Raw genomic sequence first — 23,044 nt, 5'->3', positions numbered from 1 at the left:
TAACATAGAAAATCTTTAAGTAACCTACTTCATTGAACGCTTGTACTTCGCAACCATCCCGTTTATGTAATCGTCATGTGAAGGCAATTTAGCAATAGGCTCTCTTTTAAGTTCTAGCAATTTTGTTAACATTTGATTTAATTGTGCATCGGATACGCTATTTACTAAGCCATGGTAATCCTTTGGCATTACACCCTGTCCGTATAAAACTTGAAGCCAAGAACTTTCAAGGAAAAGATCGTTTTGTTCTCTTTGAAGAACACCATTTTCTTTGAAAAGTTCAATCTTATGGGCTAATGAGTCTGGCAGCGTGATGTTGCGCATATCGTTAAAAAAGGCACTGTCCGTTCTTTCATTCACTACATAGTGTAATACCAAAAAATCTCTGATTTGTTCGAATTCGAGTTCTGATTGTTTGTTGTATTCGTCAATTAAGCTCTTTGTCACACCATTGTGCGGAAACAGCTGAATTAAACGCACAATTGCTGATTGAATAAGGTGAATGCTAGTTGATTCTAGAGGCTCTAGAAATCCGCTTGATAGGCCTACCGCCACCACGTTTTTATACCACTGCTTTCGCCTTCTACCGGTTGTAAATTTTATCAGCTTTGGATCGCCCAGTGGTTTAGTATCTAAGTTTGATAATAAAGTGTCACAGGCTTGGTCATCGCTTATATAACGAGAGCTATAAACATGACCGTTACCATTCCTATGTTGTAACGGAATTCGCCACTGCCACCCTGCATCGTGTGCTATAGAGCGCGTGTACGGTGCGGTTTTTTCGTGCCTTTCTGACGGGACTGCCAGCGCACTGTCACAGGGTAATAAGTGGGACCAGTCGTCATAGCCTGCCCCTAAAGCACCTTCAATCAACAAGCCTTTAAAACCGGTGCAATCTATAAATAAATCGCCATCAATGACTTCTCCACTTTCCAGGTGCAGCGCTTGTATATATCCGCTGTCATTACAACGTTGTACTCTTGCGATCTTACCCTCTACACGCACTACGCCCATTTGTTCACTTAGCTTTCGCAAATACTGCGCATACAGACTGGCGTCAAAATGGTAGGCAAACGGAAGTTCTAAAACGGGGTCTTTTGCATTAATTTGGGCGAATTTTCCCGCTTCAGCAGCGAGATAATTCAGATCATAATCCCACAAATCGTTCATTAAACCTTGTTGGCGAGCCTTCACCCAATAGTGATGGAAATGACAAAATGCCATACTTCTGCCAGGAGCTCCGAAGGTGTGGTAGTAACATTCTCCTTTAGTCTTCCAGTTTTCAAAACGAATGGCGAGTTTAACCGTAGCTTTAGTGTCGTGAATAAACTGAGCTTCGTCTATACCCAATACTTGATTTACGAGTCGAATTGGAGGAATGGTTGCTTCTCCAACACCAACCGTACCTATGGCTTCAGATTCCACAAGCGTAATTTCAATAGCCTGGCCAAGCAGCTTCTTCAAAAGTGAAGCAGCTAACCAACCGGCAGTACCGCCTCCTGCTATTACGACGCGGTTTATAGATTTTTTAAGAGGGGTAAGCATAAACGTCTCGAATTTATCAGCTACTATTAACGATTTTTCTTTATACAAAAAAGAAAAGCCACCGTTTGCTTTCTTTTAGCATAAGCTAAAACAAAAAGCAGCAGGTGGCTTTACACACACGAAGCGATTAGAACTTGTAGTTAAAACCTAACAAGTAGTTTGTTCCGTAAGTCTGGAACTGTGTAATTTGGCGTCCGTCAGCAGCAGATGCTTGAATATCGTCCTCGTCAGTCAAGTTCTGTGCTTGAAGCGTTACACGTAAACCTTCTAGGTAATCGATACCAGATTCGCCGAAGTCATAACCAATTTGGGCATCGACAAGCGTTCCACCCTGCTTAGTTGCATCAACTAACGCAAGACTTAAACCACGCTCTTCAGTCAAGTATTGATCACGCTTCGTTGCAGCTAAACGGAACTCGAAACCGTTGCTTTCGTAGAAGAAAGTCATGCTGTAAGACTCTTCTGAAAGGCCTGGAATTCTTGTTTCACTTTGACCTGGCGCTGCATCAACTTCACCGTCCATGAAGGTAGCACTTGCAAATAAGCCAAAACCTTCTAGAGATTCATGTACAAGGTCAAATGGTAGCGAGCCCTGCAATTCGTAGCCACGTACAAAGCCTTCAAAACCGTCTAGCACACTGCCTACTTGACCTTCGAACAACATAGGCGCTTGGCCTTCAGAACCTTGATGAAGATCTGGAATATAGAAGTCAGTAAAGTCAGCAACGAGTGATGTGCTGCGGTGCCAGTTCTTAATATCTTTGTAGAAGAAAGACACTGCAACGTAACCCGTATCAGCGAAATAGTTTTCATAAGCTAAATCAAACTGGTTCGCTTCAAGTGGACGAAGCTCCGGGTTACCAGCACTACCACTCCAAGGACCGTTCTCAATGTCTGTACTTTCAATTTGGTTATCGTTAAATGAGAAAGTAACCTGTGTATTCGGGCGCATATCGTCCATACGCGGACGAGAAATTACTTTACTTAACCCTAGGCGCACAAACTGACCTTCCGCTACTTCAGCCGATAGATTCAACGTTGGAAGCACATCTGTGTAGTCAGCACCGCCGCTAATTGGATTAGCAATAGTGTAACCGTCTGTATCTGATGTAGTTGAGAAACCTGTAGACTGCTGGTCTGCGTTTACAACTTGAACACCTACATTACCGCGTACCCAGATATCACCGAACTCCATTTCCAAATCTAATTTGGTGTAAAGCGTAATGAGTTCTTCGTCTACCGTGTAGGTATCACCTAGGCGATCATTTTGAACACGGCTGGCATCACTTTCGATGTAATATCCGCTTTCATATAAGCCTAACGAGTCATACGCTAAAATGCCTTCGATACCGATGAAATCTAGATTTGTTACACCTAATACGTCTGGAATTGCTGCATCGCCTGGATATGTAGGAGCCGTTAAATAAGCACCGTTGTTATCTTTAGATTTTGAACGATCAGAATAAACAACACCTGCCGAAAGACCTGTAACCACACCCCAATCTACATAACCTTTAAGGTCGAAGCGCAATGTATCAAGCTCTTCTTCGAAAACAGGTTGGTTTACGAAGCCGTCTTGACCATCAGACTCTAATAGAGGTGGTGCACCCCATGCTTGTGGGCCGGCTAATGTGATAAGTGTTGGGTCAGTTAAGTCAACTGGCGCAATAGTTGGGTGGTCTGAGAACATAACACCGGTAGAGGTCATTTCCCAACTGCGAGCAGTGAGAGGGCGACCTTCTGTGCCTGCACGACCAACACCTGAGTAACTTTCTACGTCAATGATTTCTTTTTCTACTTTACCTGTAGAGTAATCAACTTCCAGTGTCCAAGAATCATTAATTTGGTACTCAGCGTTAATACCTACAGTGGTTAGATCAGCTTCCTGTCGACGAGCATCGTTTCTCACAACACTGTAGAAACCGTCAGAGTATCCACTGGTAACAAGACCGTCTTCAACACCTGTGATGGTATAAGCACTTGTACCCCACTCTGCACCACCTTCTTCAAGACCACGACGAACGTCGTCTTCGACGAAATCGATGTAAAGCGCATCAAGTTGAATATTTAACTTATCTGTCGGTGCCCACTCAACAACAGCTGCAAAAGAGTCACGTTCTAGCATGGCAGAACGTTGGAAAGAGTCATGTCCACCAAGTACAACTGTATCTTCTGGTACTTCTACAGGGTCAAGAGCACGGCGCTCATTGTCAAAATTAATACCGGCATAACCCCAACCGCGGAACTGTTGCTCTTGACGAGGCGATTCCATTGTTGCAACGGTTAATGCTAAACCAATTGTATCGTCTGCGAATTGGTCAACAAAGTTTACAGAGACGCGGTGTCCATCATTATCAAAATCTGGATTCGGAGAATCTTCAGCGTTCTTCTCGAATGTACCGTTTACGGTAAAGGTGCTTTCTGCTGTAAGAGGCTTAACAGTTTGAAGGTCAATTGAGCCACCGATGTTTTGCGTGGTCATGCCCGCTTCCGGTGTTTTGTATACCAGAATGTTTGAAATAATTTCCGTAGGATAAAGGTCAAACTCAACCCCTCGGTTGTCACCCATCCCCAAAAGCTCACGGCCATTTAAAGACGTTCCAACGTAATTTTCGTTAAAACCACGGACCGAGATACCACTTGTTCGACCGTTGCGACGCTCACCAGTAACACCTGGTAGACGTGCAATTGATTCTGCAATACTTGTGTCAGGAAGTTTACCGATATCCTCAGCTGAAAGCGCTTCAACAATGGACGTATTATCCATTTTAATTGCTTGAGCACGCTGTAGGCTGCCGCGTATACCGCTTACTTGAATAACTTCTAGATTAGCTTCATCAACAGCATCAGTGTTTGCTTCTTGAGCTAGTGCAGGTGCACTTCCAAATGCCATACCGCCTGAAATAAGCGCAGCTTTAATTAGGTTGGGTTTAAATTGTTTCATAAAACGGGTGTCCCATACGGTTATAGTTGTTGTCTTTTTGTTGTTCTTATGACAAATAAATGACAATACATCTCACGGGGACAATGCTATAGATGCCCTAGGTTTTGCACAATTGCCTGCATACGTATTCAATAAAATTTATGCAACACGGTTTTAACAAGTAACGAATAGTTAGTGATGTAATTTTACAACACATATCAGGCGCAACAGCCGATATGTAAAATTTTTATGAAATTAAGTTTCAGGAAAATTGTGTATCTATGCTCAAAAAAAGACACGCAAGCGGTGTTGATACTAGGTTTGTTAAAGGATAGAAAGGAAATTAAACGCGATATTTGTAGTTTATAGTAACATTCAAAGCACTAAAAAACCTTTTTAACAGGTTCGTGTTAATAACAGGCTAGCTTAAGCAAAAAAGCCTCGTAAAAACGAGGCTTTGTAGAGATAGTAGTTAATAACGGCCCACTAATGTTTAATCAACGCCGAATCCACACTTCTCTACGGCTTGCTTATAAGCTGATGCAAAGTCTTTCCCCATTTGTATAAAACTTTCACTGGTATAGTGCCAAGGGTCATCGCCATATGAGTATGTGTCAGAGTTAGACATGTAAGTAGCGCAATTGTCTGACTCAACAAAAAGCTGCTGCGCTAAATGCACCCTTTCTATGTAAGGCATAATATCTTCTTCGCCCATTTCGGAATCGGTGATTTTGCCAATAACAACAGGTAAATCATCGGTTCTTAACGCGGCACGGAATAACTGCATTAAGGAAGTAAGATTATCTAGATATGCATTGGCTGATGCTTCGCTCGCATGGGCATCTGCCTCGCCTTGCATCCAAATAACGCCCATAGGTTTAAGCGTATCTGGTTCACCATCCCCGTCGATATCAATGAAGGAATAGGCATTGTTAATCGTTTCTAGAGCGAAATCGTACTGGTTAAGTCCTTTGCCTTCATTAAAATTGGGGTACCAGTTGCTGTAACCCGTATTAAGCGCCAGTCCAGTGCCGCCTACCGCATACTTTATAATGGCAATTTTTTTATTTGGATACTGCTGCTCTATGGCTTTTGCAAAGGTTAACTCTGCTCCGAATCGCTCAGAAAGCGCATTAGCTTTTCCATCTGATTTAAAGCCTGTACCGTGACCGGGTTTTAGCTTATCCCACTTCCCTACACCGCCATTCTCTTGATTATCGAAGACGCCATTACCATGAAAAATCATGACATCTTGTTCTTTTGTTAGACTACGCGGTAAATCAGAAACGTACCCATAGCCGTCCATATTCGATTGGCCAGCCATGAAAAAGGTCAAATACTCATCGGCTACACTCGAGCAGGAAATCAGTGAAGCTAAACAGACTATTGCGGTGTTTTTCGTAATACAGTTCTTCATATAGTTCTTCGCGTATTTTATTGACCCGTTAAGACTACTGGTAAACATAATCATAACAATGTGAATACGATTGCAAGCTTACGAAAACTCAAAAAGTAAATTAGGTTAAAATACTAAAAACAAAAAAGCCCGCTTAAAGCGGGCTTTCAATTCGACTAATAAGCGTTAGCTTACCAACCTGTAGTTTCGCGTAGCGCTTTGCCGATTTCAGCAAGTGAGCGTACTGTTTTAACGCCTGCGTCTTCTAGTGCTTTAAATTTCTCATCAGCAGTACCTTTACCGCCTGCGATGATTGCACCAGCGTGACCCATACGCTTACCTGGAGGGGCAGTAACACCAGCAATGTAAGAAACAACTGGCTTAGTTACGTTCTCTTTAATGAACGCAGCCGCTTCTTCTTCTGCAGTACCACCGATCTCACCGATCATTACGATAGCTTCAGTTTGCGGATCGTCTTGGAACATCTGAAGGATGTCGATGAAGTTTGAACCAGGAATTGGGTCACCACCGATACCAACACAAGTAGACTGGCCGAAACCTTCGTCAGTAGTTTGCTTAACCGCTTCGTACGTAAGTGTACCAGAGCGAGAAACAATACCTACTTTACCAGGCTTGTGGATATGACCAGGCATGATACCAATTTTACACTCTCCAGGAGTAATAACACCTGGGCAGTTTGGACCGATCATGCGAACGCCTTTTGCTTCTACATATTCTTTAACGTAAAGCATATCTAGCGTTGGAATACCTTCAGTAATACATACGATTAGCTCGATACCCGCATCTGCAGCTTCAACGATTGAATCTTTACAGAATGGAGCTGGTACGTAGATAACTGTTGCAGTTGCGCCAGTTGCTTCTACCGCTTCGCGTACAGTATTAAATACTGGAAGACCTAGGTGCTCAGTGCCGCCTTTGCCTGGTGTTACACCACCAACCATTTGCGTACCGTAAGCAATTGCTTGCTCAGAGTGGAAAGTACCCTGACCGCCAGTGAAACCCTGACAAATTACTTTAGTATCTTTATTAATTAATACAGACATTATTTGCCCTCCGCTGCAGCAACTACTTTCTGCGCTGCATCAGTTAGCGATTCAGCAGCAATGATATCAAGACCAGAGTTCGCTAGAACGTCACGGCCAAGCTCTGCATTGGTACCTTCAAGACGTACAACTACTGGTACTTCTACGCCAACTTCCTTAACCGCACCGATAATACCTTCTGCAATCATGTCACAGCGTACGATACCACCGAAGATGTTAACCAATACCGCTTTAACATTGTCATCAGAAAGGATGATTTTAAATGCTTCAGCTACACGCTCTTTAGTCGCGCCGCCACCAACATCTAGGAAGTTAGCTGGCTTGCCACCGTGTAGGTTTACGATGTCCATTGTACCCATTGCAAGGCCAGCACCGTTAACCATACAACCTACGTTACCGTCTAGTGCAACATAGTTAAGTTCCCACTGAGCCGCGTGAGCTTCACGCGCGTCTTCTTGTGAAGGATCTTGCATGTCTTTAAGCTTAGGCTGACGATATAGTGCGTTGCCATCGATACCAACTTTTGCGTCAAGGCAGTGTAGGTTACCGTCAGTTTTGATAACTAGCGGGTTAATTTCGATAAGTGCAACATCAAGCTCTTCAAACATCTTAGCTAGGCCAAGGAAGATTTGAGTAAATTGCTTAATTTGAACGCCAGAAAGACCAAGAGCAAACGCCATTTCACGAGCTTGGTAAGGCTGAGGACCTACAATTGGGTCGATTTCAGCTTTAAGGATTTTCTCTGGAGTCTCTTCTGCAACAGTTTCAATCTCAACGCCACCTTCAGTAGATGCCATAAATACAACGCGACGGGTTGTACGGTCAACTACTGCACCAAGGTAAAGCTCGTTAGCGATATCTGTGCAAGATTCAACTAGGATTTTGCTCACAGGCTGACCATTTTCGTCAGTCTGGAAAGTCACCAAATTTTTGCCTAGCCAGTTTTCAGCGAAAGCGCGAATGTCGTCTTTGTTTTTAACTAGCTTTACACCGCCAGCTTTACCGCGACCGCCCGCGTGTACTTGACACTTAACTACCCACTCTTCACCGCCGATGCGGTCAGCGGCTTCTACAGCACCTTGAGCAGTGTCTGCTGCGTATCCTTCAGAAACAGGCAAGCCGTATTCTTTGAATAGCTGCTTACCTTGGTATTCATGCAAATTCATGGTGTTTCTATCCGATTTTTTTATGAGACAAAAGTCGCAAATGCGACTTGATTAGTTTGACTGATATTATAGGGCAAATATCAGCGTTGCGTTAGGTGCTAAGCTAGCATACACAAGCCTAACACCTAACCACAATTCCGTGAGACGAAAGTCCTATACGTCTAGAAGTAGACGTGTTGGATCTTCAAGCATCTCTTTAACGGTTACCAAGAACCCTACTGATTCTTTACCATCGATAATACGGTGGTCATAAGAAAGCGCTAGGTACATCATTGGTAGAATTTCTACTTTACCATTAACAGCCATTGGGCGGTCTTGGATTTTATGCATACCAAGAATTGCACTTTGTGGCGGGTTAATGATTGGTGTAGACATTAGTGAACCAAACACACCACCGTTGGTAATTGTGAAGTTACCACCTTGTAGCTCAGCCAATGACAATTTACCGTCACGGCCTTTAAGTGCTAGTTCTTTAATTCCTTTTTCAACACCAGCCATGCCTAGTGTATCAGTATCTTTAAGTACTGGAGTCACAAGGCCGCGTGGTGTAGAAACAGCAATAGATACATCGAAGTAGTTGTGATAAACAATGTCATCACCGTCGATAGACGCGTTAACTTCAGGGAAACGCTTAAGAGCTTCAGTTACCGCTTTCACGTAGAAAGACATAAAGCCAAGACGAATACCGTGACGCTTCTCGAAGCTCTCTTGATACTGTTTACGAAGGTCCATAATTGGCTTCATGTTCACTTCGTTAAACGTTGTTAGCATTGCAGTAGAGTTCTTGGCTTCAAGAAGACGATTAGCAATTGTCTTACGAAGACGCGTCATAGGAACACGCTTCTCAGTACGGTTGCCTGTTGGCAGTTCTGCTGGTGCAGACTCGGCAGCAGGTGTAGCCTTAGCAGCGCTATCGCCGCCTTTAAGGTACTTTTCTACGTCTTCTTTAGTGATACGGCCATTTTTACCAGTACCCTTCACTTTAGCTGCGTCTACGCCTTTTTCAGCAAGTAGACGGCGCACTGACGGGCTAAGCGCATCGCTGCTGTCGCCATCATCACTATCATCGCTTTCGCTAGATGCTGCGGGAGCAGAAGCACCGCTTGCAGCACCTTCTACAAACTTAGCAATAACTTCTTCAGCTGTAACAGTCGCGCCTTCTTCTGCGACGATTTCAGCCAGTGAACCGTCTGCAGGAGCAACAACTTCAAGTACTACTTTGTCAGTTTCGATATCAACCAAGTTTTGGTCACGAGAAACAGACTCACCCACGGCTACATGCCATGTAGCGATAGTCGCGTCGGCAACTGATTCAGGAAGAACAGGTACTTTAACATCTGAAGTTTTACCAGATGCAGCCGGAGCTGATTCAGACTTAGACTCTTCTTTAGACTCGCTATCAGCTTTTGGCTCAGAAGCAGCAGCGCCACCCTTCTCTAGTTTAGCAATAACTTGCTCGCCTAAAACTGTTGCACCCTCTTCGTTTAGGATCTCACCAATTGTACCGTCCGCTGGCGCCACAACTTCTAAAACTACTTTATCAGTTTCAATATCAACCAGGTTCTGGTCTCGTTTAACTGCGTCACCGGCCTTTACGTGCCAGGTTGCAATGGTGGCATCGGCAACTGACTCAGGTAGAACCGGAACTTTTATCTCAATTGTCATTACTGTTCCTTATTTAATTGTGAGTGCGTTTTCAACCAGAGCTTTCTGTTGCTGGTTGTGAACGGATACATAACCTACTGCAGGTGACGAGGATGCATCACGACCTGCATATGTTAATTTTGCACCATCTGGAATTGCTTGCCAGAAATGGTGTTGGCTACAGTACCAAGCGCCTTGGTTTTGAGGCTCTTCTTGACACCAAACCCAATCTTTTACATGGCTGTATTGTGCCACAACTTTAGCGCATTCTTCTTGTGGGAATGGGTAAAGTTGCTCCAAACGAACGATTGCGACGTCTGTTTGCTCATTTTTACGGCGTTGGTCTAACAAATCGTAGTAAACCTTACCTGAACACATAACAACGCGCTTAACGTTCTTAGGATCGATATCGTCTATTTCACCAATTACGTTGTGGAATTTACCTTCTGCTAATTCTTCTAACGAAGATACGGCCATTGGGTGACGTAATAATGACTTAGGCGACATCACGATAAGTGGTTTACGCATTGGGCGAACAACTTGGCGACGAAGCATGTTGTATACCTGAGCTGGTGTTGAAGGCACACACACTTGCCAGTTGTGATCAGCACACATTTGCAAGAAACGCTCTAAACGTGCAGAGCTATGCTCAGGGCCTTGTCCTTCATACCCATGTGGTAGTAATACAGTTAAGCCACACAGACGGCCCCACTTGGCTTCACCTGAACTTAGGAATTGGTCGAATACAACTTGCGCACCGTTGGCGAAATCACCGAACTGCGCTTCCCAGATTGTTAAGCAGGTAGGCTCTGCAGTGGCATAACCATATTCAAATGCCATTACCGCTTCTTCAGAAAGTACAGAGTCGTAAATTTCGATTTCACCCTGTCCTTCTCGAATATGCTGTAGAGGCATATAAGTAGAAGCATCAGCTTGGTTGTGAAGTACAGCGTGGCGATGAAAGAAAGTACCGCGACCAGAGTCCTGACCTGTAATACGAATGTCTTCGCCGGCATCTACGATAGTGGCATAAGCTAAGTTTTCTGCCATACCCCAATCTAGCTTTTTGTCGCCAGCAACCATGGCTTTACGGTCTTGGTAAAGTTTGTTAACACGTGACTGAAGCTTGTGCTCTTCAGGAATAGTGGTAATTGATTCACCTAGCTCTTTAAGCTTTTCAACCGAAAGTGCACCATCGTATGGTGTATCCCAGTCGTGTCCTAGATACGGAGACCAGTCTACACTGTGCTCAGTCATTGGACGCCACTCTTCAACAACGCATGCACCGTGGTCTAGCGCTTCGCGGTATTCTTCAATATAGCGGTCGGCATCACGCTGCTCAATCACACCTTCAGCAATTAACTGGTCAGCATAAAGTGCACGTGGAACTGGGTGCTTTTTAATCTTTTGGTACATCAACGGCTGCGTGGCATTTGGCTCGTCCGCTTCGTTGTGACCATGACGACGGTAACAAACTAGGTCAATTACTACGTCTTTCTTAAACTTATTACGATATTCAAGCGCTAGCTGTGTAACAAAGGCAACCGCTTCTGGGTCATCAGAGTTCACGTGGAAAATTGGCGCCTGAACCATTTTAGCGATATCAGTACAATACTGAGTAGAGCGAGTATCTTCCGTTTTTGACGTAGTGAAACCAACTTGGTTGTTCACCACTATACGAACGGTACCGCCTACTGCAAAGCCGCGCGTTTGCGACATGTTAAAGGTTTCTTGTACCACACCCTGACCGGCAATTGCTGAGTCGCCGTGAATAGTAATAGGAAGCACTGTGTTAGTGTCGTTATCGCGACGCGCAAGACGAGCGCGTACTGACCCCATTACTACGGGATTAACTATTTCTAAGTGAGACGGGTTAAATGCTAGCGCTAAGTGAACATTGCCACCTGGCGTTGCAAAGTCAGAAGAGAAACCCGCGTGATATTTAACGTCACCCGCACCAAGAGAATCATCGTGCTTACCAGAGAATTCATCAAACAGAACTGAAGGGTTTTTACCCAACACATTAACCAGCACGTTCAGACGACCACGGTGAGCCATGCCGATAACCACTTCTTTGGTACCTGCTGTGCCCGCCTTGGTGATAAGACCTTTAAGCATAGGAATCAGAGCGTCACCACCTTCTAATGAGAAACGCTTCGCACCCGGGAATTTAGAGCCTAGGTATTTTTCCATACCATCTGCTGCGGTTAGGCCTTTAAGAATGCCTAACTTCTCATCGCGTGAGATTTCTGGTTTGGCCTGAACTGATTCAATCTTTTGCTGTAACCAACGCTTTTGCTCGGTATCGGTGATGTGCATGTATTCCGCACCGATAGAGCCACAGTATGTGCGATTAAGGGATTTAAACAGCTCACCTAGCGGCATAGACTCTTTACCAATGGCGTAAGAACCTACATTGAATACTGAATCAAAATCTTTCTCGGAAAGACTGTGGTGAGAAAGTTCTAGATCGCGTACACGCTCTTGTTTCCATAAACCAAGCGGGTCTAGGTTTGCGTGCTGATGACCGCGGAAGCGGAATGCGTTGATTAACTGAAGAACTTTAACTTGCCTATCGTCTGAAACATTTGCCGAAGGCACAGACGGGCTAGACATGCGGGCTGTGGGCCCTAACGCAGCAAGTTGCCTAAATTGATTTTTGATAGTTGTATGATTGGTTTCTAACTCTACGCCATCGACTTTGGGGAGGTTATCGAAGATTTGTCGCCAATTTTCAGAGACGCTTTGAGGGTCTTCTAAATAGGTTTCATACAACTCTTCAACATAGGCAGCGTTGGCACCTGCCATGTGCGAGGAATCCCACCACGCTTTCATCACGCTTTCTTGCATTTAATTTGCCTTGCTACGTTTTATAAAATCTAGTTAACAATCAATATGTATTATAAGGTTATTCTCAGCATAACCAAGTGTTATAACAGCGAATATATAAAAAAATAGCCATCCTTTTGGGATGGCTATTTAGAGCATCACTTTCTGTAACTAAAAGAAGTTATCAGAATATAGTACTAAACAGCCCGTTGTAAAAGCATAGACTTAATTTGGCCTATTGCTTTTGTTGGGTTCAAGCCTTTAGGGCATACACTCACACAGTTCATGATACCGTGACAGCGGAATACGCTGAATGCGTCATCAAGGTCGTTAAGACGTTCTTCAGTTGCAGTATCGCGACTATCAATAAGGAAGCGATATGCATGAAGTAGACCCGCAGGACCAATGAACTTGTCTGGGTTCCACCAAAACGATGGGCATGACGTTGAACAACATGCACAAAGAATACACTCGTACAGTCCATCAAGTTTCGCGCGTTCTTCAGGCGACTGTAAGTGCTCGCGCGCTGGCGGCTGCTTGCTATCGTTGATTAAGAACGGCTTAATCTTTTCGTACTGTGTATAGAACTGTGTCATATCAACAACAAGGTCACGTACAACCGGTAGACCTGGAAGTGGACGAACTACTATTTTACCTTTGCCCAGTGCAGATAGAGGAGTAATACATGCTAGGCCATTTTTGCCGTTCATGTTTACACCGTCTGAACCACATACACCCTCACGGCACGAACGACGGAAAGAAAGCGTCGGATCCTGCTCTTTTAGTGCAAGTAGCGCATCTAGCACCATCATGTCTTGACCTTCCTCTACTTCTAGAGTGTAGTCTTGCATGCGAGGCTTCGCATCTACTTCAGGGTTGTAACGATAAATCGAAAAAGTTAATTGCATGATCGTTGCCTCTCTTAATATGAACGCACTTTAGGCGGGAATGCTTCCCTAAGCTTAGGCGCCATATTCACTTCACGTTTAAGCATTTTATCAGTGTTCGGATCGTAGATGCTGTGGCATAACCAGTTGTCATCATCACGTTCCGGGAAGTCGAAGCGGCTATGAGCACCACGGCTTTCCGTTCTGAAGTTCGCTGCTACTGCTGTGCTGTACGCAGTTTCCATTAGGTTATCAAGCTCTAAACATTCAATACGTTGAGTGTTGAAGTCTGAACTCTTGTCGTCAAGGCGTGCATGCTTAAGACGCTCGCGAATTTCGCTAAGCTCTTTAAGACCTTCCGCCATGGCTTCACCTTCACGGAATACTGAGAAGTTAAGCTGCATGCATTCTTGCAAGTCTTTCTTAATTTGAACAGGGTCTTCGCCCTTTCCTTTCTCTGAATTTTCCCAACGGTTGAAACGTGTCATTGAGGCTTCAAGATCAGACTCAGACGCGTCGCGTGTTGGTGCCATTTCAGATAATGTCTTACCAAGATGTAAGCCAGTCGCACGACCAAATACAACAAGGTCAAGTAGTGAGTTACCGCCAAGGCGGTTTGCGCCGTGTACCGATACACATGCAATTTCACCACATGCGAATAGACCGTTAACTACCTTATCATTACCGTTTTCATCAACAGTTAGACATTGGCCATCAACGTTGGTAGGAATACCACCCATCATATAGTGACAAGTAGGAATTACTGGGATCGGCTCTTTAACTGGGTCAACGTGTGCAAATGTACGCGATAATTCAAGAATACCTGGTAGACGAGATTCAAGAACGTCTTTACCAAGGTGGTCAAGCTTAAGCTTAATGTGAGTACCCCACGGGCCTTCACAACCGCGTCCTTCACGAATTTCCGTCATCATTGAACGTGCAACAACGTCACGACCCGCTAGGTCTTTCGCGTTAGGTGCATAACGTTCCATGAAGCGTTCGCCGTCTTTATTTAGAAGGTAACCACCTTCACCACGACAACCTTCTGTTACCAATGTACCTGCGCCAGCAATACCCGTTGGGTGGAACTGCCACATCTCCATATCCTGAACCGCTACACCTGCGCGTAGCGCCATACCAACACCGTCACCGGTATTGATGTGCGCGTTTGTCGTTGAAGCGTAGATACGACCGGCACCACCAGTTGCAAGAACAACTGCGCGCGACTTAAAGTAAACTACTTCGCCAGTTTCAATGTCGATTGCTGTACAACCTACAACGTCACCGTCTTGGTTTTTCACTAGATCTAGTGCGTACCACTCAGAGAATACTTTGGTTTTGTTCTTTACGTTTTGTTGATAAAGAAGGTGAAGTAGTGCGTGACCTGTACGGTCCGCCGCAGCTGCCGTACGAGCGCCCTGCTCGCCACCAAAGTTTCTTGACTGACCGCCGAATGGACGCTGGTAGATTTTACCATTCTCGAAACGAGAGAAAGGTAGACCCATATTCTCCATTTCGATAATAGCTTCTGGACCAGTTTTACACATGTACTCGATGGCGTCTTGGTCACCAATATAATCTGAGCCCTTTACGGTGTCATACATGTGCCATTCCCAGTTGTCTTCGTGTGAATTACCTAGTGCTACGGTAATACCACCCTGTGCAGACACAGTATGAGAACGGGTTGGAAATACTTTAGACAACAGCGCGCATGATTTACCAGATTCTGAAATCTGTAGTGCTGCGCGCATACCTGCACCGCCTGCACCAATTACAACTGCATCAAACTCGTGAACGGGTAAACTCATTTTACACTCCCCACAGTACAAATAGGCCAACAGCTACATAGCCGAACGCGATGATATTTAGAATATATTGTAGTCCTGCGCGCAGACCTGTTGCTTTAACATAGTCTGTTAGCACCTGCCATAGGCCGATGCGCACGTGGATCACCACTGCTACTAGTGCTGCCAATGTGAAAACTTTCATAGCTAGGCCAGAGAATAACCCTCGCCATTCGACAAATGTCAGGTTATCGGTAGTTATAAAGAACCACGCCATGAAAACCGAGTACGCGAAAATAATTGCTGCTGTAGCGCGAAGTGAAACGTAATCTTGTACGCCGTCACGCTTAATGCTTGCTTGGTTGGTTACCATAATGCAACTCCCAATACTACGGTCAGTACAACCCAAAGTGCGATTACTGCTTTAGCACTTGTGTTGCCCGACTCTAATTCTTCCCAGTGACCTAAATCCATAACAACGTGTCTTAGGCCGCCTAGAATGTGATACGTCAGCGCTGAGGCTGTGCCAATTGCGACAAATTTTCCAAGGAAACCGTCCATGATTGCTTGAACGTTCGCGAAACCTTCAGGCGAATGAACAGAAACTGCCCATGCCCAAATAACAAAAAGAAGCGCGAAGAACATTGCAACACCGGTTACACGGTGGAGAATTGACGAAATAGCAGAGGGCGGAAATTTAATAGTATTGAGTTCTAAATTTACTGGTCTTTGCTTTTTCACAATGTATGCCTGTTTAATCCGTAGGGGATAATGAATTTCTTACCTTTATTATGTCCTGAGTAAGTGAATTCGATTTTTAACCTGTTAATTGCCTCATCCATTGAGTTGTTAACAATTTGTGAATTATTCTTTAATGCCTGTAACAGAATAAATATTCTGTTTCCGAAGCACCGCTGAGTATATCCAGCGTAGTATATAATTACAATTTTTTGTGCCGTAGTAAGACTTTAGTCGCTATACGCACTTTTGTGATAATTATTTTGCTAAAAAAGAGATCAAAATTGAGCGCAACACGTTATAACGAGTGCAATTACAGTAAATCGAAGTTTATCAGTAGCTAAATAGAATAACTATGCATATCAATAAGAAATTAAGCACTTTTAATCTGAATGCGTAATTATTCTTCATGAAGAGGTTACTTTTTAATCTAACCTGTTAATATATTTATTAATCGGTGGTTTACCTTTGTCGAAAAGCAATTGATAATTGCACTGTATCGGGCAAAGTGATTTACCACTAAGTTAATTGAACGTTAGTTAATTGCTAGTATTTTTTTAAGCAATTCAGAATATTTATTGTTCAAATATGCAATTAAATTGACTTGGTGGTGCATAATAAAGTACAAATACGCCCACTTTTCCCACCGAAGCGGATATTTTCGTCCGTTTTCGCTGCAAACAGAACCATTCTGAGGAGAGCATTTTATGGCAGATCAGAAAGCCATTCTTAAAGCCGGCGGTAAGGAAATCGAGCTTCCTATCTTGTCTGGCACCGAAGGACAAGATGTAATCGATGTCCGTACGTTAGGCCAGCACGGTTATTTCACGTACGACCCAGGTTTTATGGCGACAGGATCTTGCGAGTCTTCAATTACCTACATTGATGGCGCTCAAGGTGTTTTATTACACCGCGGTTTCCCTATCGAAGAACTTGCACGTGACGCAGACTACCTAGAAGTTTGTCACATGCTTCTTCACGGTGATGCACCAACAAAAGAACAATACGAAGAATTTAAAGAGACGATTACACGTCACACCATGGTACACGAACAAATCAACATGTTCTTCCACGGTTTCCGCAACGACGCGCACCCTATGGCAATGCTATGCGGTACCGTTGGTGCTATGTCTTCGTTCTACCATAGTGATTTAGATGTTTCTAACGAAGAGCAACGCAAACGCAGCGCACACCGTCTAATCGCTAAGATGCCAACGCTTGTTGCTATGTGCTACAAGTACAACATCGGTCAACCATTCGTTTACCCACGTAATGACCTTAGCTACGCAGCTAACTTCCTGAACATGATGTTTTCTGTTCCTGCAGAAGAGTATCAAATCAGCCCAGCTGTTGAGCGCGCGATGGACCGTATCTTTACTCTTCATGCTGACCACGAGCAAAATGCTTCAACGTCTACCGTTCGTCTTGCTGGTTCATCTGGTGCAAACCCATATGCATGTATTGCTGCAGGTGTTGCATCACTTTGGGGCCCTGCTCACGGCGGCGCCAACGAAGCGTGTCTGAACATGCTTGAAGAAATCGGTACTGTAGACCGCATTCCAGAGTTTATTGCTCGTGCAAAAGACAAGAGCGACCCGTTCCGTCTTATGGGCTTTGGTCACCGCGTTTACAAAAACCACGACCCTCGTGCCACAGTAATGCGTGAAAGCTGCCACGAAGTACTAAGCGAACTTAACGTTAAAGATCCACTACTTGAAGTAGCAATGGAACTTGAAAAAATTGCGTTGAGCGACCCGTACTTCGCAGAGAAGAAATTGTTCCCTAACGTAGATTTCTACTCAGGTATCGTTCTTAAGGCAATTGGTATTCCTACCAACATGTTTACGTGTATCTTCGCTCTGTCTCGTACAGTAGGCTGGATTTCACACTGGCATGAAATGATGAGCGACCCTAAACAGAAGATCGGTCGTCCTCGTCAGCTTTACACTGGCCACAGCCAGCGTAAGTACACGCCGATTAAGTAATTATTCAGGTAACACTGAACTAAGTATTACGCTTAATAGTAAAAATAGCGCCTTCATGGCGCTATTTTTGTTTATACAACTATCGTCAAGGAACATCCATGCCCTATTCTGCGGTTTTTTTAGGTATCGCCGGTCTTATTCCTTTTCTAGCAATGCCACTAGCCTATCAGCTTAATTTGTTATCACTAACGCAAAGTGCCGTTTATTTTGTGCAGTACTCAGCTGTGTTGTTATCTTTCTTTGGAGGTATTCATTGGTGGGACGCAGTAAGTAACCAACGCTATGGCAAGCAAATGCTTATCGCAATGTTGCCAACAATCGTAGGGTGGCTGTGTTTAGTATTCTCACATGATGTAAAAGCTTTTGGCGTATTGTCACTTAGCTACGTTGCAGTATTAATCTATGACAAGTTCACGCTAAGCCTTCCTAAAGAGCAGATTGTAAGTTATATCAGTTTGCGTATGGGCTTAACTAGCGTTGTGGTTATCTGTCACGCCTGGATGATTTATTTGCTGGTATAGATACCGTATAGATGTAGCATGTGTGCTCGGAAACGGCCAATTTACCGTTACGCATAACCAGGAAATGAAACCTTTAAGCCACTGATAGTATTATTAATTCCACCAATTTCTTCACAAATAAAAAAGGCGATAATAATGAAACATTATTATCGCCTTAGTTCTTTTACCTTACAGTATTTTCAGAAGCGCAAGGTAATTATTCAGCGCGTATAAGTGAAAGTAACTCTTCTGTTTTTTGTTCCATCAGCGCGATGTCGCCTTTGCTTTCAACATTCAATCGGATAACTGGTTCAGTGTTCGATTTACGCAAGTTGAAGCGCCATGTATCGAATTCTAATCCTAATCCGTCAGTTGTGTCGATAACGCTCGCGAGAGGTTGATACTTACTGGTTACACGTTCAAGTGCCGCGTCAGCATCTTTAAGTTTACTGTTAATTTCGCCTGATGATGGGAACGCCTGAATACGTTCTTTTACCATACTTGCGAGCGTTTGTTTTTTCACACATACCAATTCAGCAATTAATAACCAAGGGATCATGCCCGAGTCACAGTAGGCAAAATCTCTAAAGTAGTGATGCGCGCTCATTTCTCCGCCGTAAACGGCGTCTTCTTTACGCATACGTTCTTTAATAAACGCATGGCCTGTTTTAGATTTAATCGGTGTACCGCCTGCATTCGCTACGATATCTTCTGTGTTCCAGTACACGCGTGGGTCATAAATGATCTTGCTGTCGGCATTTTTCTCGATAAAAGCTTCAGCAAGCAAGCCAACAATGTAATACCCTTCAATAAATTCACCGTCTGCATCAAACAAGAAGCAGCGGTCGAAGTCACCATCCCATGCAATACCGAAATCAGCACCTGATGATTTAACCGCGTCAGCTGTGTCTGCACGATTTTCAGGTAAAAGAGGGTTTGGTATACCATTTGGAAAAGTGCCATCTGCGTTGTGATGTACTTTAATGAATTCAATCGGTACACCCTGCACTTTCATTTCTTGTTCAATTGCGTCAAGTGCAGGCCCAGCCGCACCGTTACCGGCATTAACCACTACCTTTAAAGGCGTAAAATTACTCAGATTGACATAAGATAGCATGTGCGAAACATAGTCCATCATGCACGATTTCACAGTGTATTTATCGCTTTGTGAAAGCTTTACTTCATCTACATGAGCAGTACCGTTGAAAAACGCATCAGCGTCAATCTTAACGCCATTGGTATAATGCCCTAACCTCTCTGATACAAAGCTGTCCTCTAACGCTTCTGCTTTTTCTTTAATCGCGTTGAGGCCTGTGTCTCCGCTGATAGGCACAGAGCCTGCTTTCACCAGTTTCATACCGTTATAGTTGATAGGGTTGTGACTAGCAGTTACTTCAATACCACCGTCAACGCCAAGATGTTTGGTAGCAAAGTAAATTTCTTCGGTTCCTGCCATGCCAATGTCGGTAACAGTAGCTCCAGCATCGATAAGACCTGCGCTTAACGCAAGTTTCAGCGGAGTAGAAGTAAGACGTACATCGCTGCCAACAACAACAGTCTTTGCTGCAAGCTCTTGCGCAAAAGCATAACCAATTCGGTAAGCTACCTCTTCAGTTAACTGTGAATTCAATTCGCCACGGATATCGTACGCTTTAAAGCAGGTAATTGGGGTCGCCATTTGGATAGAAATTCCCTGTGTTTTAACTATTTATGATTACATTACCGCCTCTTACGACCTAAAGGAACATACCGGCCTTTATATTTATCGCAAAAGAGAAGGAAACATATATTTAAAGATACTGGTATTAAATCATTAGGAAGAGTGAAATACTAATTCAATTTGAATAACACAGCGTTTGACTATCACCTTTTTAATCACTGAACCTAAAGCGAAAGTTCAAAGTGGGTACTGTTATACAGAACACCTTGATGCTGATACTTGCGATAAAAACATAGTGTAGGATTAAAGCCACTTTTTATAAGTACTTTTTCAGAAGCAGGATTGTTATCCATGACTTCAGCACAAAGCGTTGTGATGCCCATGCTTTTGGCCTCATCTATCAAAAATAAAACGCAGCGAGAAGCTATGCCCTTACCGCATTCTTTTTCGGCAACTCTATAGCCAATTTCCGCCCTGTTGCCTTGTCTATTTTTGATATTAGCACGGGCTACGACCTGGTTGTTTCGCTGCCTGTCAACAAGCACATAGCCCCATGCTCTTTTCTGTTGTTTTAAGTAGCGAAACTCACTAACGTGATTGCCAACACCATCTATTGAATAAAACGCCGCCTCTCTTGGTGCTATAGACATTTCAAAATAGCGTCTATTAATACGCTCAAATTCTAAAAGTGTTAGCACGTGTTTTTCGGCGACGCTTTCAAAATGCATTGGCAGTGCTACTCCTTGCTGAACCTAATGAAGAGGTATTGATTAAAAGCCCAGTCTAATACAAGTCCGCATAGATAATTACCCATAGTCGAATCAAAACAGGCAAACCTTTTATCTACTTTGCTAATGAACCGCTTTGGTAATCGTTAAATGCCTGAACAATTTCCTGCTGAGTGTTCATTACAAAAGGTCCATATTGGACCACAGGCTCTTCAATAGGTTTACCTGAGACCACTATAAACTTACAACCCGTATCAGTGGATACAGATAGCTGCTTGCCACTTTGTGACAAAGCGCCCAGCTCTCCCTGCGACACAATAGTTTCTTTGCTAAGTTCGTCGCTATTAATGACCACGATTCCCTCGTACACGTAAATAAAGGCAGCTTCATCCGACCCCAGTGTAATTTCCGAACTCCCGCTTCGTAGTGCAACGTCTAAAAAAGTAGGAGCAACCGCCGTTGTCTTCACAGGCCCTTTCACACCGTCAATTTCACCCGCTAACACTTTGATTACTGCATCTTGAATGTGTACTGTCGGAACAATTTCTGGCTGTATGTCTTGATAGTTCGGCGCTGACATTTTCTCTTCGGCCGGAAGATTCACCCACAGCTGAAAGCCTTGTAACAAGCCCTCCTCCTGCTCTGGCATTTCTTCATGTATTATGCCTCGACCCGCATTCATCCATTGAATGCCACCAGCATCAATAACCCCCTCATTGCCTACAGAGTCTTTATGGCGCATTTTTCCTGCAAGCATATAAGTAACTGTCTGAAAACCACGGTGAGGATGTGGTGGAAAACCAGCAATGTATTCACCTGGATTATCTGAACCAAAAAAATCCAACATTAAAAAGGGATCGAGGCGAGGTAGATCAGGTTGTCCGATAATACGAGTAAGCGACACCCCCGCGCCATCACTTGTTGGCATACCTGTAACCACTTTCTCTATCGATTTTCGTTCACTCACTTCCACTGACATAATGTGTATCTACCTTAAATCTTAGCCTTCACTATCTTTTACGAGCTTCACGTTTAGCTTTTTGTATTACCGATCTTGAGTGCTTCAACGTCCCATTTTATCGCGACCGTGAGGCGACATAAGATCTTGCTCAGGCCCGACGGGGATTACCTGGGTTGGATTTATCATAGTGTGGCTGTAGTAATAGTGCCTTTTGATATGGTCGAAGTTTACCGTTTCAGCAACGCCCGGAACTTGATAGAGTTCTTTCATATAGCCGTAGATATTTGGATAGTCTGCGATTTGCTTTTTATTGCATTTAAAATGCCCGTGATACACAGCGTCGAAGCGTATCAGCGTAGTAAATAAGCGCCAGTCTGCTTCTGTTATTTTACTGCCAACCAAATAACGTTGTTTGCTCAACCTTTCTTCAACCCTATCTAGGGCGCAGAACAATGCAGTTACTGCCTCTTCATAAGCCTCTTGCGTTGTAGCAAATCCAGCTTTGTACACGCCATTATTTATGTCGTGATATACCATGTTATTGATGGTATCGATTTCTTCGCGTAACGCTTCTGGGTAATAATCGTCGTCATTATTAGTAAGTGAGTTAAACCCACTATTAAAAATACGAATAATCTCCGCAGATTCGTTATTCACGATGGTTTCAGATTGCTTGTCCCAAAGAATTGGAACGGTAACACGAGTAGTTATCTCAGGATTAGCCTTGGTGTAAATTTGATGCGCATAATCAAAGTTATAAAGCTTATCACCCGTCGACCCCGGATAGTCTTTAAATTCCCATCCTTGACCAAGCATTTCGGGATGTACTACTGAAACATCAATATGCGACTCCAGTCCCTTAAGCTTTCTAAATATAAGCGCTCTGTGGGCCCATGGGCAGGCTAACGAAACATAAAGGTGATAGCGGTCTGACTCAGCTGGGAAAGTTGCTTCGCCGCTTTTGTTAATTGTGTCACGAAACTTAGATGCTTGACGTTCGAATTTGCCACCGCTTTTACTGGTGTCATACCATTTATCTTGCCACTTCCCATCAACGAGTAAGCCCATATGCCTGCCCCTTTTTATTACTTCATTAAACAATGCATTCATTTAAACATGTATTGGGTAGAACGTATGTCGCTTAAAATCGGATTTATTATTCGAAAAAACTGGAGTGTATTGATCTTTAGTGTGCACTTTTGAGATGATGCGCGCCCTGCTAGCGTGTTCGTAC

General features: G+C 43.8%; 17 protein-coding genes. 2 read left to right on the top strand and 15 right to left on the bottom strand.

Annotated features, from left to right (window positions below):
* Positions 1-24: 24 nt before the first annotated feature.
* From PCAR9_RS09565 to sdhC, 11 genes are all read right to left on the bottom strand, one after another.
* Positions 25-1,545: a tryptophan halogenase family protein gene (locus tag PCAR9_RS09565; protein WP_179983400.1), complete on the bottom strand. Its 1,521-nt coding sequence runs from the start codon at positions 1,543-1,545 to the stop codon at positions 25-27.
* Between the two features lie 127 nt (positions 1,546-1,672).
* The gene (locus tag PCAR9_RS09560) at positions 1,673-4,489 is read right to left on the bottom strand and encodes a TonB-dependent receptor (protein WP_179983399.1); all 2,817 of its coding nucleotides are present in this window, start codon (positions 4,487-4,489) and stop codon (positions 1,673-1,675) included.
* Positions 4,490-4,961: 472 nt separating this feature from the next.
* Complete coding sequence (locus PCAR9_RS09555; RefSeq protein WP_179983398.1) at positions 4,962-5,885, bottom strand: sialate O-acetylesterase; 924 nt, start codon at positions 5,883-5,885, stop codon at positions 4,962-4,964.
* Between the two features lie 170 nt (positions 5,886-6,055).
* The gene (gene sucD / locus PCAR9_RS09550) at positions 6,056-6,928 is read right to left on the bottom strand and encodes a succinate--CoA ligase subunit alpha (protein ID WP_025255209.1); all 873 of its coding nucleotides are present in this window, start codon (positions 6,926-6,928) and stop codon (positions 6,056-6,058) included.
* Positions 6,928-8,094 (bottom strand): ADP-forming succinate--CoA ligase subunit beta, encoded by a 1,167-nt coding sequence (sucC, locus tag PCAR9_RS09545; protein ID WP_025255208.1) that lies wholly within the window; start codon positions 8,092-8,094, stop codon positions 6,928-6,930. Before sucC ends, sucD begins: the two co-directional genes overlap by 1 nt.
* A 153-nt stretch (positions 8,095-8,247) precedes the next feature.
* The gene (odhB, locus tag PCAR9_RS09540; RefSeq protein WP_179983397.1) at positions 8,248-9,759 is read right to left on the bottom strand and encodes a 2-oxoglutarate dehydrogenase complex dihydrolipoyllysine-residue succinyltransferase; all 1,512 of its coding nucleotides are present in this window, start codon (positions 9,757-9,759) and stop codon (positions 8,248-8,250) included.
* Positions 9,760-9,768: 9 nt separating this feature from the next.
* A complete protein-coding gene (locus PCAR9_RS09535) occupies positions 9,769-12,588 on the bottom strand; it encodes a 2-oxoglutarate dehydrogenase E1 component (protein ID WP_179983396.1) in 2,820 nt (939 codons plus the stop codon).
* A gap of 176 nt (positions 12,589-12,764) precedes the next feature.
* Entirely contained in the window at positions 12,765-13,475 is a 711-nt protein-coding gene (locus tag PCAR9_RS09530; protein WP_012518362.1) for a succinate dehydrogenase iron-sulfur subunit, read from the bottom strand.
* A 14-nt stretch (positions 13,476-13,489) separates the two neighbouring features.
* Positions 13,490-15,262 carry a succinate dehydrogenase flavoprotein subunit gene (sdhA, locus tag PCAR9_RS09525; RefSeq protein WP_118494940.1) on the bottom strand — a complete coding sequence of 591 codons (1,773 nt, stop codon included), beginning with the start codon at positions 15,260-15,262 and terminating at the stop codon, positions 13,490-13,492.
* 1 nt (position 15,263) lies between these two features.
* Positions 15,264-15,611, bottom strand: coding sequence for a succinate dehydrogenase, hydrophobic membrane anchor protein (gene sdhD / locus PCAR9_RS09520; RefSeq protein WP_179983395.1), 348 nt, complete (start codon positions 15,609-15,611; stop codon positions 15,264-15,266).
* Positions 15,605-15,979, bottom strand: coding sequence for a succinate dehydrogenase, cytochrome b556 subunit (gene sdhC, locus PCAR9_RS09515; RefSeq protein ID WP_071814724.1), 375 nt, complete (start codon positions 15,977-15,979; stop codon positions 15,605-15,607). The genes sdhD and sdhC overlap by 7 nt, the downstream gene beginning before the upstream one ends.
* Positions 15,980-16,683: 704 nt before the next feature.
* Between sdhC and PCAR9_RS09510 the strand changes: the two genes are divergently transcribed.
* Entirely contained in the window at positions 16,684-17,961 is a 1,278-nt protein-coding gene (locus tag PCAR9_RS09510; protein ID WP_179983394.1) for a citrate synthase, read from the top strand.
* Positions 17,962-18,059: 98 nt separating this feature from the next.
* A complete protein-coding gene (locus PCAR9_RS09505; RefSeq protein WP_179983393.1) occupies positions 18,060-18,482 on the top strand; it encodes a DUF3429 domain-containing protein in 423 nt (140 codons plus the stop codon).
* 196 nt (positions 18,483-18,678) lie between these two features.
* Here the strand turns inward: PCAR9_RS09505 and PCAR9_RS09500 are convergent, their stop codons facing one another.
* The 4 genes from PCAR9_RS09500 to PCAR9_RS09485 all read right to left on the bottom strand — a co-directional run bounded on the left by PCAR9_RS09500 (position 18,679) and on the right by PCAR9_RS09485 (position 22,878).
* Positions 18,679-20,139, bottom strand: a complete 1,461-nt coding sequence (locus PCAR9_RS09500) for a phosphohexomutase domain-containing protein (RefSeq protein WP_179983392.1) — start codon at positions 20,137-20,139, stop codon at positions 18,679-18,681.
* 206 nt (positions 20,140-20,345) lie between these two features.
* Complete coding sequence (locus PCAR9_RS09495; RefSeq protein ID WP_179983391.1) at positions 20,346-20,849, bottom strand: GNAT family N-acetyltransferase; 504 nt, start codon at positions 20,847-20,849, stop codon at positions 20,346-20,348.
* A 115-nt stretch (positions 20,850-20,964) separates the two neighbouring features.
* Entirely contained in the window at positions 20,965-21,828 is an 864-nt protein-coding gene (locus PCAR9_RS09490) for a pirin family protein (protein WP_179983390.1), read from the bottom strand.
* Positions 21,829-21,912: 84 nt separating this feature from the next.
* Positions 21,913-22,878, bottom strand: coding sequence for a glutathione S-transferase family protein (locus tag PCAR9_RS09485; protein ID WP_179983389.1), 966 nt, complete (start codon positions 22,876-22,878; stop codon positions 21,913-21,915).
* Positions 22,879-23,044 lie beyond the last annotated feature (166 nt).

It is taken from the genome of Alteromonas macleodii, from assembly GCF_903772925.1.
GTDB classification, from domain to species: domain Bacteria; phylum Pseudomonadota; class Gammaproteobacteria; order Enterobacterales; family Alteromonadaceae; genus Alteromonas; species Alteromonas macleodii_A.
This window is presented reverse-complemented; position numbering and strand designations above follow the sequence as displayed.

Excerpts from the sequence above, each read along its gene's own strand:
- odhB (WP_179983397.1), bottom strand. The coding sequence starts at position 9,759 with ATGACAATTGAGATAAAAGTTCCGGTTCTACCTGAGTCAGTTGCCGAT.
- PCAR9_RS09485 (WP_179983389.1), bottom strand. The coding sequence starts at position 22,878 with ATGGGCTTACTCGTTGATGGGAAGTGGCAAGATAAATGGTATGACACC.
- PCAR9_RS09535 (WP_179983396.1), bottom strand. The coding sequence starts at position 12,588 with ATGCAAGAAAGCGTGATGAAAGCGTGGTGGGATTCCTCGCACATGGCA.
- PCAR9_RS09555 (WP_179983398.1), bottom strand. The coding sequence starts at position 5,885 with ATGAAGAACTGTATTACGAAAAACACCGCAATAGTCTGTTTAGCTTCA.
- sucD (WP_025255209.1), bottom strand. The coding sequence starts at position 6,928 with ATGTCTGTATTAATTAATAAAGATACTAAAGTAATTTGTCAGGGTTTC.
- PCAR9_RS09565 (WP_179983400.1), bottom strand. The coding sequence starts at position 1,545 with ATGCTTACCCCTCTTAAAAAATCTATAAACCGCGTCGTAATAGCAGGA.
- PCAR9_RS09490 (WP_179983390.1), bottom strand. The coding sequence starts at position 21,828 with ATGTCAGTGGAAGTGAGTGAACGAAAATCGATAGAGAAAGTGGTTACA.
- PCAR9_RS09530 (WP_012518362.1), bottom strand. The coding sequence starts at position 13,475 with ATGCAATTAACTTTTTCGATTTATCGTTACAACCCTGAAGTAGATGCG.
- PCAR9_RS09505 (WP_179983393.1), top strand. The coding sequence starts at position 18,060 with ATGCCCTATTCTGCGGTTTTTTTAGGTATCGCCGGTCTTATTCCTTTT.
- PCAR9_RS09560 (WP_179983399.1), bottom strand. The coding sequence starts at position 4,489 with ATGAAACAATTTAAACCCAACCTAATTAAAGCTGCGCTTATTTCAGGC.
- PCAR9_RS09510 (WP_179983394.1), top strand. The coding sequence starts at position 16,684 with ATGGCAGATCAGAAAGCCATTCTTAAAGCCGGCGGTAAGGAAATCGAG.
- PCAR9_RS09495 (WP_179983391.1), bottom strand. The coding sequence starts at position 20,849 with ATGCATTTTGAAAGCGTCGCCGAAAAACACGTGCTAACACTTTTAGAA.
- sdhA (WP_118494940.1), bottom strand. The coding sequence starts at position 15,262 with ATGAGTTTACCCGTTCACGAGTTTGATGCAGTTGTAATTGGTGCAGGC.
- sucC (WP_025255208.1), bottom strand. The coding sequence starts at position 8,094 with ATGAATTTGCATGAATACCAAGGTAAGCAGCTATTCAAAGAATACGGC.
- PCAR9_RS09500 (WP_179983392.1), bottom strand. The coding sequence starts at position 20,139 with ATGGCGACCCCAATTACCTGCTTTAAAGCGTACGATATCCGTGGCGAA.
- sdhD (WP_179983395.1), bottom strand. The coding sequence starts at position 15,611 with ATGGTAACCAACCAAGCAAGCATTAAGCGTGACGGCGTACAAGATTAC.